The organism is Pseudomonas sp. Bc-h, from assembly GCF_002080045.1.
GTDB lineage: Bacteria > Pseudomonadota > Gammaproteobacteria > Pseudomonadales > Pseudomonadaceae > Aquipseudomonas.
Genome location: NZ_MUIN01000010.1, coordinates 181,627 through 196,016, shown reverse-complemented (window position 1 = coordinate 196,016; position 14,390 = coordinate 181,627). Strand labels below are relative to the sequence as shown.

Genomic DNA, 14,390 nt, shown 5'->3' with positions numbered 1-14,390 from the left:
ACTGGATGTCTGACTGAGGCCGCACGCCTGTGGGGGGCGAAGCCTATCTGGAGCCCTCATTATCGATTGGGGAGGCGGAGCCACATGGCTCAGATGCAGCATAACCAATGCGAGCTTTTCCAGAGCATTGGGCAAGCGTTGGATAGGGAGGATTAGGTGATCCAATCCCAGATTTTTCGAAGGTAAACTTTAAGGGGTGAGCGCAAGCACCCTCGTGAACAGAGTGCACAGTGGCTCAAGCATCACATCAATGCTGGCCGTCTATGAATATGAAATGTTTTCGGTTTTCTGCAGCTCAGCTTTGCCAATGCTTCTGCACAGTCGATCTGGGTATGCCCAGCACCCGGCCAGCCTCGGACTGAGTCTTGCCTTCAGCTTTCAGTCGCTGAATTTCGGCTATCACGAGGTCGTTGCGAGGTTTGCCACGAGGGCGCTTGACGATCTCGCCATCCGACAGCGCTTTGCGCATCAACTCCAACCCGCCTGCTGCGCTGAAACCATCTATCAGTGTCGTGGTTGACTCGATCACTGCGCCGGGCGAAATGCCTCTCTGCATGCTGACGCACAGCACCACGAATGCTGCCAAATCGAATTCTAGCGCCACAGCCAGCTCTGCAAGCTTGTCCAGCGTCACACCCGTCTGTGCACGTTCCAGCTCCCCGATTGTACGGCGCGCTGTCGAATCCGAAAGGCGTGCGTATCCTCCGCCTTGGAGTTGGCGCAAGGCTCGAAGTACTGCAGCGACCTCAAATTTCAGTGACATAGGCGCCTGAAAATTGAGGATAGAGCCACAGTTATGTATGCCAAATAAACCACGTATATTGTAATTATGTGGCGTACCGCATTATGATTCTCGGAGGCATGTGCGCCAGATGGCAGTGGAATCAGTCCGCTGTCGATCCCGAGCACTCCGCTTGGCGCAGGATGCTCCAAAATCAATTAAAGGGTAAATCGACGTGAGAAGAGATGAAAGCACTCGTTCTGTCTGACCTGCACATCGAGTTTGAGCCGTACCAGTCACCCTCTGTAGACGTCGACGTAGTCATTTTGGCGGGCGATATTCACAAAGGAATCAGGGGGATCGAGTGGGCCAACGATGCGTTCAATGTCCCTACTCTGTACGTGCCTGGAAATCATGAGTATTACTCGGGGCACATCGATTACACCCTCGAAAAAATGCGGGCAGCGGCGGACAGCCACGTGCACGTGCTCGACCGAGATAGCTTCGTTTTTCAGGGTGTTAGATTTCTTGGAGCGACGTGTTGGACTGACTACACAGCGAGCGGGGATCTGAGTGCAGCGATGTTTGTAGCTCGAAATTCGATGAATGATTTCAGGGTAATCCGGGCCGATGCTCGCTATCGGAAGCTGCGTCCCGATGACTTGGTTGCCCGGAACCATCTTGCTCGGCAGTGGCTTTCTTCCCAGCTAGATGTCCCTTACGAGGGACAGACAGTCGTCATAAGTCACCATTGCCCATTACCCGAAGTCGCTGGCGACAGCAATGAAGGGCATCTCAGTGCGAGCTACACGAATAATTGGCCGGCCTTGGTTGGCAGAGCCGGTTTCTGGTTTTTTGGCCACACTCATTTAGCGATCGATCTGACCCTGGGCAACTGCCGGCTTGTTTCTAATCCCAAGGGCTACCCGCAAGAGATCACTGGGTTTGATGCGAGGAAAATCATTGAAATTTAATATGCTGCCTGAGGAGAAACAGGTGAGTTTTTCCCAGGCTGACTATTGCTTGAAGACTCGTCTCATCGCTGCCCAAGAAATCAGTTGGGGAGTCATTGTTGATGGGTACCTCAGCAACGCTGCCTTGGTGGGAGATATGTACGCGGCCTCCATCTACTTCGATCACTCCCGCTTGATTCGGGATGGTGAGACAGTGATCACGCCACCGGTAGAAGTAGTCCGCAAATACAGAGGCTTTACGCTCTTACGAAGCTGCTGTGGCCGAGACCATTACGTCATCGTTTCGGTATACGGCGGAGGCTCCTGTGGAAAGCCAGAGGATTGAGATCCCAAGCCTGGTCATCACTGCAAGCCAACTGATTTTCACTGGTGGTGTCACGGGGTATCTGTATCAGCCCCAGGTGTGGAGCTTTTGCCTAATAGGTCGCGTCTATTTAGATTCCAAAGATAGATTTCGGAGTGGGCGCCTGATCCGAACCTCAAACGTTCTGGAGTTTCATGACGAGTACGGTTACCTGGTTGCCGTGACCGCAAGCGGAAGCCGATATGTCCTGATAGATCCTGACATGAGCCCGGATCTATCAGGTCGGGACGAGTCTCTCGTTTTTGGTATACGAAGACTGCTTTCGTGAGATTTTGACCCTTTCTCTCAACTTCAGCACGGAAGAACCAAAGCTAAAAGCTAAAGGAAAATCAATGAAGATTTCCGGAGTGATCTTGGATGCCTTCGGCACGATTGCCGAAATCACACGCCCCACCTATCCCTACCGGCAACTCATTCGCGAATGTAGCAAGCAGGGGCGTAAGCCCCGAGCAGATGACATTCGTATCCTGATGACGCGAACACTTCCAATATCAGAAGCTGCTTCATATTTTGGTATCAAGCTCTCCTCTGGCCGGCTCAAGGAGCTTGAGGACAGCCTGCAGGAGGAGCTTTCCAGCGTCCGACCTTTTGCTGATGCTGAAGACGGCATAGCGCTGCTGCACGCTGGTGATATCAAGCTTGCGGTCTGCTCAAATTTGGCGAGTCCATATGGTGCAGTCATTCGGCAGCTTTTTCCGAGCATCGTCGTCCATGGGTATAGCTACGAGCTCGGATGTATGAAGCCGGAGTCATCGATATACCTGCAGACTTGCCAGCGGTTAGGTGTCCAGCCTGGCAATGACTTCGCCGGACAAGGACGCGTTGTAATGCTTGGTGACTCTCCACGTTGCGATCGCGATGGGCCTCGCATCGTGGGGATTCAAGGTTTTTTGCTCAAGCGCGGCGGCCATAGCGGTTTCACTAGCGTTGGCCAATTCGCACAAGCAATCTTAAGGAGTAGGTGACATATCCCCTGGCCTTGCACTCATCCTCTTGGGTAAAAGACTCACCACTTTGAGAGAGCGGCTGGCCAGACTGATGCGATCCGCTGTGGAGCTTCTTGGCCTTGATCCCTTTTTTCAAGGCAGTCCGATACGGAGTGCTGTACTGGATCACCTTGGGCTGTGTGTGAGGTAGCGACTCAAATTTGGAAAGAGGAAACGATGGACATTCAATCGCGTCTTACCACATTGCAAACTGATCAGATGAGCGAGGGTCAGCAGCGCGTGCTAGCTGAGATTCAGAAGAGGCCTCGCGGCAATCTGGATGGCCCGTTCCTGGCCTGGGTCAGAGCCCGGCGCTTGCAGACCATGCGCAGCGTCTGGGAGCGTTTTGCCGATACGGCACAACACTGGAGCAGCGACTTACCGAACTAGCTATCCTGACGACTGCTGCTTAGTGGCGTTCTCAGGCCGAGTGGCAAATTCACGAGCCTATCGCCAGAGGTGCAGGCATTTCCAAGAGTGTGATCGAAGCGCTTAGGCAGCAACGGACTCCCGCATTCACCTGCGCCGATGAGCAGTGTGTATACGAGATCGGTCAGTCGCTTTATCAATCCCGTCGTGTTGATGGCGTGCTTTACGATCAGGGCGTCGCGCCATTTGGAGAGCCTGGGATGGTTGAGCTGATTGGAGTGTATGGGTACTACTCGCTTGTTGCGATGACAGTCAATACCTTCGAGGTGCGCCGTGATCCGACCTCTGCATTGCCATTCGATGAATAGGGATTGTCAGCGCAGTCCCTGGCTTTAACGTGAGTTGGAGAAGCTTTGGCTATTGGGCCGCACTCCCTCTTCTCGGCATAACACTTCAGAAAGCTTGAGTAGGGATCTGAAAGGCACGGGTGAAAAAAGCTGTACTCCAATGCTGGCATAAAAATATCAAGCTACAGTGTTTGGGTGCCCTCAATCTCGTGACCGTACTGAGCGAACGCTTACACGGCAGTCGTTTGCAAAGGCATATCCCTATCATCTGAAGGAGCAAGTCGTATGGCCATCAAACCTGGGCCCAAGCCAATTGCCGAATCAACCGGCAAGACAGACCAGCGTCGCCGTGTAACCCCCGAAAACAAGCCTAAGCATCCCGACCTGGACGTGCACAAGCACAAGAAAGGTGATTGATAGATAAGACCCCGCCGGACATGGCGGGGTTTTTACTCTAGGGGTACGCCGCCGTCGTCGGGTATCGTATTTGGCATCTAAAACATGATTCTGAAAAGACTTGTAACAAAATTGTCGAGGAGGATTTGCTGCTGAGACTGCGCCGAGTGGCTAGCTGTACAGCTCTGCTTTTGACCCTGTCGGCTGTGGTCGTGGTCTGTGCCTGGGTAGGTCTACAGCCGACGCAGATTAAGGGTGTCGAAGACCGTCCTGACGGTTTTCTCCTGACGTTGTCCCATAAGCTTCATCAGAAGATTGATGGTCTACTCGATATGCATGACTCCCAAGGTGAGGGCTGACGGAGCAGTTGAGGCGCTGCCTACTTTGGCCACCTGATGTATTCCTACATCCATTCATCAATCGCCTACGCATGGGGACGTCGACTCGACCCGTGTCCTTGCCTCGATCTGAAAACTTCAAATTCTTCGCTTGACCCTGTAGTTACTACAGGCTGTTGAATGGCGCCATGTCCTTATTGGTAGACGCGTCATGAGTCAGGAAAACCAGTCCAAAACCAAATTGCACCTTGTCCCGAAGTCAGATGATTGCTGCTCTGCTGACCCTCGGGAGGTGTTCGCCAAACAAATTCAATCTCGGGCTCACCAAGCTGAGCACGGCCATGATCACGCCGAAAGCTTGGGCAGTAAGGAATCGCATGCATGCGGTTCGCATCACTCTCAGGCTTCCGACTCCAAGTCGGCTCACCATGATCATGACCACGGTGCAGGCTCTCACGATCACGATCACGATCACGATCATGGACATGACCATGGCTCGACGGCTCATGCCCATGTGGATGCGTGCTGCTCAAGCAAAGCCAATTCTGTGGGATCAGCGACTTCACGCGCGGCGACGCCTGGGCCTGAAGGGACGACTCAGGTTCGATATCGAATCGACAAGATGGACTGCCCTACTGAGGAGCGGCTGATCCGTAACCGCCTGGAGCCAATGCCTGGAGTTGCTCGACTCGATTTCAACCTGTTGGATCGGGAGCTTACGGTGCATCACCGTTTAGGTGATCCGGAAACGATTGTTGCCGCCTTGAATGCTCTGGATATGGGGCCGACCCTCATCGAGGCTGGCGCAGCTTCGAAGGCCGTCCCACCGGCCCTCACTAAACGTTTGAAAGGGTTACTGGCCGTCAGTGGCCTAGCTGCCATCGCCGCTGAAGTAATCGCCTGGACGACCGGACAGGAAGGGGCTTGGCCGGTCGTGGTCTTGGCTGTGTTGTCTATTCTCACTGCTGGTCTACCTACCCTGAAAAAGGGTTGGATCGCCGTGAAGAACTTCACACTGAACATCTATTTCTTGATGTCGCTGGCTGTCTTGGGCGCTGTGGTAATTGGCAAGTGGCCGGAAGCTGCGATGGTGGTCTTCCTCTTTGCGGTTGCCGAAGCCATTGAAGCTTTATCTCTTGAGCGCGCCCGCAACGCGATTAAGTCGCTGACTGCCCTTGCGCCTGAAACTGCTGAAGTGATGAGTGACAGCGGCTGGAAGGAACAGCCAGTCGAAGGTGTGGCGCTGGGCAGTAAAATCCGTATTCGTACTGGGTCGAGAGTGCCACTGGATGCGACGGTAACCTCTGGCCGAGCGGCCCTGGATCAAGCGCCAATCACCGGTGAAAGCTTGCCAGTAGATAAGGTCGTGGGTGATCAGCTCTATGCGGGCAGCATCGTCACCGACGGCGTGGTTGAGGCCACCGTGACTGCCGTTGCTGGGGAAAGTACGCTGGCTCGCATCGCTGCCGCCATTCAGAATGCTCAGTCACAGCGGGCGCCTACGCAGAGATTCGTCGACCAATTTGCGCGCTACTACACCCCTGTTGTTGTCGTAGTGGCTCTGCTCGTTGCGACCCTTGGGCCAGTATTGCTCGGTGGAACATGGAGCGAATGGCTCTACCAGGCGCTGGTCTTGCTCGTTATTGCCTGTCCTTGTGCGCTTGTGGTTTCAACCCCCGTCACAGTGGTAAGCGGCCTCGCATCTGCCGCGAAGCAGGGGATCCTCATCAAGGGCGGTGCCTACCTTGAAAGTGGCAGGTTGTTGAAGGTGGTGGCCCTCGATAAAACCGGCACGTTGACTCAAGGGAAACCAGTTCTAACTGACTCCGAGTCGCTGGGTGAACTGCCGATTGAAACCGCACTCCTGATTGCCGCAAGCCTGGATGAGCAGAGTACGCATCCAGTGGCCAAGGCATTGGTCGCAGGATGGAAATCCCAGCAACCAGCAGTCCAAGCTATGTCGGTCAGTGACTTCAATGTCCTCAATGGGCGGGGTGTAAAAGGCAAGGTTAGCGATGAAGTCTGGCACTTGGGCAATCATCGCTTGGTGGAAGAACTAGGTGTGTGTTCAGCAGCACTGGAAGCCAAACTTTCGAAGCTTGAAAGTGCAGGTAAGACAGTGATCGTGCTGTGCAGCAGCGCTGGCCCCGTCGCAATCTTCGCGGTCGCGGACGCCGTCCGGCCTGAGAGCCTCCAGGCGATTGCGGCGGTGAAAGCTTTGAATGTGACCCCGGTCATGCTGACAGGTGACAACCCTGCGACTGCCAAAACGATTGCCGGCCAGCTAGGCATCGCGGATGCGCGCGGGAATCTCATGCCCGAGGATAAGCAAACTGCCGTGGCTGAGTTGAAGACCCAGTATGGAAATGTCGGGATGGTCGGTGATGGAGTGAACGATGCTCCTGCCCTTGCACAATCAGACATTGGTTTTGCAATGGGTGCCGCCGGGACTGCGACAGCGCTGGAGACAGCTGACGTAGCGATCATGGATGACGACCCGCGCAAAATCGCAGACTTCATCAGCTTGAGCCGTCGTTCTGCCTCCATCTTGAAGCAGAACATCAGCCTGGCGCTGGGGATCAAGGTTGTGTTCTTGGCGCTCGCGTTCTCAGGATTCGCGACTTTGTGGATGGCCGTATTTGCCGACATGGGAGCGAGCTTGCTCGTGGTGTTCAACGGATTGCGCTTGCTGCGTCGCTGAAACAGCAGATCCGCTATCAGCCTTTTTCAATACAGAGGAAAAGACCATGCAGTGCCCAGTATGCAAAGACATCTCGCTAGTGATGACCGAGCGCCAGAACGTTGAGATCGACTACTGCCCTCAGTGCAGGGGCGTCTGGCTTGACCGTGGTGAACTCGACAAAATCATTGAGAGGAGCCAGCAGCAGGAATCACGTTTTCTCCCTGCTGGATTTACTCAGGCTTCTCAGGAATTGCTGCCTCAAGCAGAGGTCGTTTACTCCCAGCCATCTGGCGGTCACCAAGGTGACAAACATGGCAGTAAACACGGGAGCAAACACGGCGGGCACTCCGAAGTGCAATCGAATCACTCTGGCGGATGGCGAGACACCTATCAGAGCGGGCACCAAGGTCAACCCTACCGCAAAAAATCGTTTCTAAGAGAGCTCTTCGACTAGGTGCTTCGCTGAGACGACACCTATCAGTACTTGCCGGCAGACCTACATGGCTCCGGCGATTCGTCCGATCCATGCCGGCGATGTCTTTTCGGTTGGCACGGGATCTCTGAGAGCCTATCGAGCTGGGAAGTCTGCCAGGAGGGTCTGATCCCCAGAGTCAGTCACACCAATAATTTGATACGCGCTCCTGCGCGTCCCGGACTCCATACCTGGTGAGCCTACTGGCATGCCAGGTGCCGCAACACCTTTCAAGTCCGACCTCTTACTGAGCTCGTTGATTTGCTCCACTGAGACATGTCCCTCTACAAATTTCCCGTTCACAACGCCGGTATGGCATGACCCCAGTTGTGCTGGAACGCCAAGCTTTTCCTTAACCGCGCTCATGTTGTTTTCCACGTGATCCACTACCTCATATCCATTGTCCTTAAGGTAGCTGATCCACTTGGTGCAACAGCCGCAGTTCGGATCTCGATAGACGTCTATTGACGTTGTGGCTGCTTGAGCGAAGGTGAACATACTGATACCTGCAATTGCGCCCAAGGCACGCAGGACTCTTCGTGTACGCAAGGTCATGATTCGGATCTCTCTGAATAGGCTTCGCTGTAGCGTCCGCGCAAGCGGATGGGTATCGCAAATTGAATGTGTAACCGGATGAGAAAATCCTTTTTGGAAGGGCAGTCTGTGCCGCTGCGGGATATGACTCGCCTATCCCGTGATCGCAGGAGGGCTGTCAGTGGCTTTTGGCATTACCGTCTTCATCTGCCCTGATAAAAGCGAGTTTCAGTAAAAAATTCAGCGTCCCATCGGCGACATACAGAGCCGAAAAGGACTTTCGCAAATTTTGTGAAGTTTTTTTGGGAATCCATAAAACCTCATAGAGAAATGCAATGTTCCTATTGGGAATGTGTAGGTTCCAATAGGGACTTTGTTTGGGTATGATTTCAGCTACCTGTTAGCCATCTTGAGTCGTAGCCATGTCAGCCACATCAGAGAAAGTCACCACCGTAACAACCATTTGTACCGTCATCCTTAGGGAACTCCGCACCGAGAGAGGCCTCCATCAGGCTCAGGTAGCTGAGTGGATCGCCAAGACTCCGAGTGCGTGGACAAAAATCGAGTCGGGGAAAGCCCCGATGCAGTTCGAGATATTCATCAGAGTGTGCAGAGGTTTTCAGGTGTGGCCGTCGGCTGTAATGGCGACTGCTGAACGCTATGCCAGCTACCTAGGGCAGCTCAACTGGTCGGTCATCTCTTCCGAACTGCCGAGTAATGAAGACGATCTTCTGGAGTTCGCTCAGCAATATTGGGGCTCGCCAGGCTGCCGGAATTCGGTCGCCAACCGTTGGAATCAATTGCCGGTTCTCAACGGCCCTCAGTGGAATGCCGACGGAACAATTCTTGTGTCTGCTCCATTCCTCTTCGCAACCAACCCGACGTTCCGTGACATCCAATTGTCGGCTCAAGAGCCTCCGAGCTTGGGTTTTTGACTCTGAGAAGGCCTGTCGGTTTACTGCTGGTAAGGCAGCAGGCCGACAAGCGCTCTGAGCGATGCTATGCAAATGAGAAACCCGATGCACTTGCACCGAGTATTGGGATTTCAAACCGAAGTCGATCTAGCTGCAGGCAATTTCACACAGCCTTTGGGAAGATCAGGCTGAAGGTAGTGATGCGACCAAGCTCACTTCTCACGGTAACCCGCCCTTCGTGTAGGCTCATGATGGAGCGTACGATAGCCAACCCAAGGCCAGTCCCTCCTTGCTGGCGAGACCGGCTCGGGTGAACTCGGTAAAACCGGTCGAACAGGCGGGGCAAATGTTCTGCCTCGATGCCTTCACCAGCGTTACTGACGGAGAGCAGCATTTCGTCAGCAAACGTGGAGAGGCCAAGCGTGACTGTGCTGCCAGGTGAACCATGCCTAATCGCGTTGGACAGCAGATTTGAGATCGCGCGCTGGATCATCAACTTGTCTCCCAACACTGTGCCTTCACCAGACACCTCCACAGACATTTTCTTCTCTTCAGCGGAAATCGCGAACAACTCCGAGACCTTAGTGGCCTCCTCTTGGAGATCGACGCTACTGAATGTCAGTGGCGCTGAAGGCTGGCTCACACTTGCCAGAAAAAGCATCTGGGACACCATCCGTGACAGGCGCTCGAGTTCTTCAGTACAGGATTCCAGCACCTGCTTGTATTCTTGAGGTGGCCTTTCTCTCGATAGCGTGACCTGCGCCGTTCCCATCAAATTGTTCATAGGCGAGCGCAGCTCGTGCGCTAGGTCGTCTGAAAACTGCGCCAGTTGTTGCACGTCGCTGTCCAGCCGATGGAGCATGAAATTCACGGCATGAGCGAGGTCGCTCAGTTCCTCAGGTAGCCCTTGGACTTTCATCCGATGCGACAGGTCTCTGGCAGAAATGCTCTCTGCAACCCGGCGGAACGCCCGCAAGGGTTTCAGTCCACGGTGCACTACCCACCATGCGCAACCACCTACGATCAGTAAGATCAGAGGTAGGGCAATCAGAGTCGATTTCACATAGGCCGTCAGTAATGTGTAATCGCTTTTCCTATCGAGAGTGAGCATCACCAGAATTTGCTGATCACTCTTGAGTCGGATGAGCTTGTAGGCCATGAGCGTCTCAAAGCCCTCTGCCGCGTCAACCTCTTTGAATTCCAAAGCGCTCGTGTTGATTTTTGGCACAGGTAGTTCTGCGCCTTCTCCTTCTCCTAGGTTCAGTAGGAGTATTCGAGGAATACTTGAGTCCATGATCGTGAGCGTAAGGTTATCGTGACCGACGATCTGATCCCGCAGGTTATGAGGGTGTAGGACGATATCGGCAACCGAGGACGAGCCCTCCGCGAGACTGTGCTCAACCTGCGACAACTTCTCCTTGAGTCCATCCTTTGCCTGGATATCGAGCTGGCGCCAAATTGATGCTAAAGCGAACGTCGCCATTACCAGAACCAGAACAGCACTCATTGCAGTGACGGTGATACCAAGCTTCACGGACAGCCGCGCTGACCTCATTCGCGAACTTCCAATACGTACCCAACGCCCCGGAGGGTATGAATCAGCTTTTGGTCAAAGGGGTCATCGATCTTGGCTCTCAAACGCCTGATGGATACTTCGACCACGTTGGTGTCGCAGTCAAAATTCATGTCCCAAACCAGGGAGATGATCTGGGTGCGCGACATGACCTCACCGCTGTGGCGCATCAAGAGGTGCAAGAGCGCAAACTCTTTAGTGGTGAGATCGATGCGCTGAGTGCCACGGAATGCTCGGTGCCGACCTTGGTCAAGCTCCAGGTCTCCAACCCTGAGTACCTCAGGCAAGCCAGCCTGCTCGGTTCTGCGCATGAGCGTGCGAACCCTGGCCAAGAGTTCGGGAAACTCGAAAGGTTTGACCAAGTAGTCATCAGCGCCCATTTCAAGTCCACGTACTTTTTCATCAAGGCGCCCACGGGCAGTAACCATCATAACGCGAGTGTTACTAATCTCCCGTAATTTGGAAAGCACTTCCCAGCCTTCCATTTCAGGCAAGTTAACGTCAAGAATTACAATGTCATAGCCTTGGTGCTTGGCCAGATAAAGACCATCAAGACCCGTATTGGCTACATCAACAACGTAACCACTTTCTGTGAGGCCTTGGTGCATATACTCGGCAGTTTTAGGCTCGTCCTCGACAACAAGGATTCGCATGGCAGAATTTCCTTTTTTGATGGGTTGGTGGCTGATCGAATTCGTTGACTGGGTAACCATTTTTTCACGGCTTTTTCTCAACGAAATTTTCACAACCCCTTGGATATCAAGCCGATTCTCATCCCTGTAGTGACTACAGGGTCAAGCGCTAACTGCCGAAATACCCCGATTGTCCCTGCGGGGCGACAATATGTCGCATCACTGCGGCGAAGAATTTTTGACGTACAAAAATGGGTTGTGAGTGCAAGGCTTCAGGTATTGCAATTCATTTCAGAGATAGGCTTTTTCTAAGTTCGGAGCTAATTGTAATTCAAGAAAATTAGTAATTTTCCAGATTACGTAATTGTAATTTTTCAGCAATCTCTCTGATAACTGCGTTTGCATAAAGTTCTCTCATCAAACTCCGACTCGTCGGCGGAGCTATGTCTGTCCATCTTTTATATGGTGAGTTATGCAATTGGAGAACTTTCATCGTGCTCGGATTTAGAAGTTTTTCCAGAGTGTCAATGCGCATCGGGGTTTTTTGCGTCCTAATGATGCCGCTCAGTGCCCCTGTGGCCTTTGCTGGCCAGAGCTTGAGCCTATCGCAGGCGATTGACTCTGCGTTCGCCATGAATCCTGATCTTGCCGCTGCACGACGGGAAATTGGAATCGCTGAAGGTGATCGAGTCCAAGCGGGTCTGATCCCGAACCCGGTTGTCTCTTGGGAGAGGGAAGACACTCGTCGCAACACCAGCACCACGACAGTGATGTTGAGCCAAGAGTTGGAGTTGGGCGGGAAAAGAGGCGCCCGTATCGATGTCGCAAGCCGTGGGCAAGACGCTGCGCGCATTGAGCTTGAGCGTCGGGGAAATGAACTGCGCGCTGAAGTGACGCAAGTCTTCTACGCGGCGATACGTGCACAAACAGGGTTGGAGCTCGCGAAGCAATCCCAGTCCCTGGCTGAGCGAGGCCTTGAGGTTGCACAAGGACGCGTTCGCGCAGGCAAGTCATCACCCGTTGAAGAGACACGGGCCAAGGTGCAGTTGTCTGAGACCGAGTTGCTTGTTCGGCGTGCTGAAACGTTGAAAGCCAGCTCATATCGTGATTTGGCTCGCGCAACCGGTTCCTTGAATGGCTCATTCGATAGCCTCGAATACTCCGACCTTTCTCCTGGAAAGTCCCCTTTGGCTTCTCAGGTGATGGGCGCAATAAACGAGTCCGCTGACCTGCGCCTGGCGCAAGCTCAAATCGAGCAGCGGGATGCCGCTCTGGGATCGGAGCGTGCACAGCGCATTCCTGATCTCACTGTCAGTGTGGGCAGCCAGTACAGTCGTGAAGACCGCCAGCGAGTCAACGTGGTCGGATTTTCCATGCCGCTTCCCCTGTTCAACAGAAATCAGGGCAACGTGTTATCTGCATCTCGCCGAGCAGATCAGGCACGTGACTTGCGCAATGCCACCGAGTTGAGGCTGCGTACCCAAACCCAGACCGCTCTTGATCAGTGGGCGACCGCATCGCGAGACATTGAAGCGTTCAACGAGGTCATTTTGCCATCGGCAAGAAGCGCTGTTGACGCTGCCACAAGGGGCTTTGAAATGGGGAAGTTCGGCTTTCTCGAAGTCCTCGATGCCCAGCGCACTCTTATCTCCGCACGTAGTCAGTTTCTCGAATCGTTGGCCATCGCGACTGACGCACGAGTGACTGTCGAGCGCAGTTACGGTGACCTCAGTCGGTTCTCCGCCCGCCCTTAATTTTTACGCATCTATCGAATGCATCACGTTTGTGAAATCACGTGATTGCCAGGAGCACTCATGAACAGAAAACGGAGCTTCACCATTGCTCTGGCAGTGGTAGCCATTATTGGCCTGGGGAGTTTCACGGTAACGAACACCGGACTTCCATTTGCCGCTGAGTCACCGCCACAGAAAAAGCAGGAAGGTGAATCTGGGCATAACCATGCCGAAGGAAAAGACCATGACGGCGAAGAGTCCGGCAAAAAAGGAGCCTCGGGTGAGGGCAAAGAAGAGGCCCATGACGAGGAGGGGCAGCTTGAACTGACGAAAGCCCAAATTGACGCCGCCGGAATTGAGGTTGCAGCCGCTGCGCCTCGACTGATGAGCACCTCAGTCACTTTCTCCGGGGAGATCAGATTTGACGAAGACCGTACAACTCACGTTGTCCCCCGTGTAAACGGGATCGTTGATGAAGTGAAAGTCGAGTTGGGCGACTCTGTAAAAAAAGGCCAGGTACTGGCTGTGATCGCGAGCCAGCAGATCACGGATCTGCGTAGTGACCTCGATGCGGCCCGTCGCAGAACTGAGCTCGCACGGCTGACCATGCAGCGGGAGAAGAAACTCTGGGAAGATAAGATCTCTGCTGAGCAGGACTATCTTCTGGCCAGGCAAGCGTACCAAGAGGCCGACATTAGCCTTGCGAATGCCCGCCAGAAACTGAATGCCATAGGGGCCAACATCAAGGTCGCCGCCGGCAATCGCTATGAACTCATTGCTCCGTTTGACTCTGTCGTTGTCGAGAAGCACCTCGGTATTGGAGAGGTCGTGAATGAGTCTACAGCCGCCTTCACTTTGTCCGATCTGACCCGCGTTTGGGCAACCTTTGGCGCAAGCCCTAAAGATTTGAAGCAGGTGGCAGTAGGTCGGCCAGTCAAAGTCAGCGCGCCAGACCTGGGGGCTCAAGTCGATGGCCGTGTCAGTTATGTCGGCAGCCTGCTGGGAGAGCAGACCCGTGCTGCATCTGTTCGGGTGGTACTGCCGAACCCAAGCGGTGCTTGGCGTCCTGGCCTGTTCGTTTCCATAGAAGTGACCGCCGAGAAAGGGGCGGCCAAGGTGACCCTGCCTGAGTCATCCATTCAAACCGTTGAAGACAAGCCTTCAGTGTTTGTCCGCAACGCGGAAGGCTTCCAGGTGCAGGCTGTAACTGTTGGCCGGCAGGAAGGTGGCTACGTGGAGATCCTTAAGGGTCTCGACGCCGGCATGCAGGTAGCAACCGCAGGCAGTTTCATTCTCAAGTCCGAGCTGGGTAAGAGCTCTGCTGAGCACGCCCATTGATCCGCGTCGTAAGAGT

13 protein-coding genes are annotated in these 14,390 nt (G+C 53.9%); 9 read left to right on the top strand and 4 right to left on the bottom strand.

Annotation, left to right across the window (positions count from 1 at the left end; all coding sequences use genetic code 11):
- Positions 1-295 precede the first annotated feature (295 nt).
- The gene (locus tag BWR59_RS19895) at positions 296-604 is read right to left on the bottom strand and encodes a helix-turn-helix domain-containing protein (protein WP_143490884.1); all 309 of its coding nucleotides are present in this window, start codon (positions 602-604) and stop codon (positions 296-298) included.
- A gap of 362 nt (positions 605-966) precedes the next feature.
- Between BWR59_RS19895 and BWR59_RS19890 the strand changes: the two genes are divergently transcribed.
- The 6 genes from BWR59_RS19890 to BWR59_RS33135 all read left to right on the top strand — a co-directional run bounded on the left by BWR59_RS19890 (position 967) and on the right by BWR59_RS33135 (position 7,632).
- A complete protein-coding gene (locus BWR59_RS19890; protein WP_081567358.1) occupies positions 967-1,695 on the top strand; it encodes a metallophosphoesterase in 729 nt (242 codons plus the stop codon).
- Positions 1,696-2,301: 606 nt separating this feature from the next.
- The gene (locus BWR59_RS19875) at positions 2,302-3,024 is read left to right on the top strand and encodes an HAD family hydrolase (RefSeq protein WP_230982058.1); all 723 of its coding nucleotides are present in this window, start codon (positions 2,302-2,304) and stop codon (positions 3,022-3,024) included.
- A gap of 198 nt (positions 3,025-3,222) precedes the next feature.
- Positions 3,223-3,435 (top strand): hypothetical protein, encoded by a 213-nt coding sequence (locus BWR59_RS33140; RefSeq protein ID WP_343286995.1) that lies wholly within the window; start codon positions 3,223-3,225, stop codon positions 3,433-3,435.
- Positions 3,436-4,046: 611 nt separating this feature from the next.
- A complete protein-coding gene (locus BWR59_RS33055; protein WP_024073362.1) occupies positions 4,047-4,178 on the top strand; it encodes a hypothetical protein in 132 nt (43 codons plus the stop codon).
- Between the two features lie 528 nt (positions 4,179-4,706).
- Positions 4,707-7,196, top strand: a complete 2,490-nt coding sequence (locus BWR59_RS19865) for a heavy metal translocating P-type ATPase (RefSeq protein ID WP_230982057.1) — start codon at positions 4,707-4,709, stop codon at positions 7,194-7,196.
- Between the two features lie 46 nt (positions 7,197-7,242).
- Positions 7,243-7,632 (top strand): zf-TFIIB domain-containing protein, encoded by a 390-nt coding sequence (locus tag BWR59_RS33135; RefSeq protein ID WP_081567355.1) that lies wholly within the window; start codon positions 7,243-7,245, stop codon positions 7,630-7,632.
- 114 nt (positions 7,633-7,746) lie between these two features.
- Here BWR59_RS33135 and BWR59_RS19855 read toward each other — a convergent pair whose 3' ends face one another.
- Positions 7,747-8,148: a DUF411 domain-containing protein gene (locus BWR59_RS19855; RefSeq protein WP_168184513.1), complete on the bottom strand. Its 402-nt coding sequence runs from the start codon at positions 8,146-8,148 to the stop codon at positions 7,747-7,749.
- Positions 8,149-8,606: 458 nt separating this feature from the next.
- Between BWR59_RS19855 and BWR59_RS19850 the strand changes: the two genes are divergently transcribed.
- Entirely contained in the window at positions 8,607-9,119 is a 513-nt protein-coding gene (locus BWR59_RS19850) for a helix-turn-helix transcriptional regulator (protein ID WP_081567353.1), read from the top strand.
- 142 nt (positions 9,120-9,261) lie between these two features.
- On the opposite strand, the gene BWR59_RS19845 is transcribed toward BWR59_RS19850, so the two are convergent.
- On the bottom strand, positions 9,262-10,653 hold the full coding sequence (locus BWR59_RS19845; RefSeq protein WP_081567352.1) for a heavy metal sensor histidine kinase: 1,392 nt from the start codon (positions 10,651-10,653) through the stop codon (positions 9,262-9,264).
- Positions 10,650-11,324, bottom strand: coding sequence for a heavy metal response regulator transcription factor (locus BWR59_RS19840; protein ID WP_081567351.1), 675 nt, complete (start codon positions 11,322-11,324; stop codon positions 10,650-10,652). Before BWR59_RS19840 ends, BWR59_RS19845 begins: the two co-directional genes overlap by 4 nt.
- Before the next feature lie 506 nt (positions 11,325-11,830).
- Between BWR59_RS19840 and BWR59_RS19835 the strand changes: the two genes are divergently transcribed.
- Complete coding sequence (locus tag BWR59_RS19835; RefSeq protein ID WP_081567350.1) at positions 11,831-13,057, top strand: TolC family protein; 1,227 nt, start codon at positions 11,831-11,833, stop codon at positions 13,055-13,057.
- Between the two features lie 60 nt (positions 13,058-13,117).
- Positions 13,118-14,374 (top strand): efflux RND transporter periplasmic adaptor subunit, encoded by a 1,257-nt coding sequence (locus tag BWR59_RS19830; RefSeq protein ID WP_081567349.1) that lies wholly within the window; start codon positions 13,118-13,120, stop codon positions 14,372-14,374.
- Positions 14,375-14,390 lie beyond the last annotated feature (16 nt).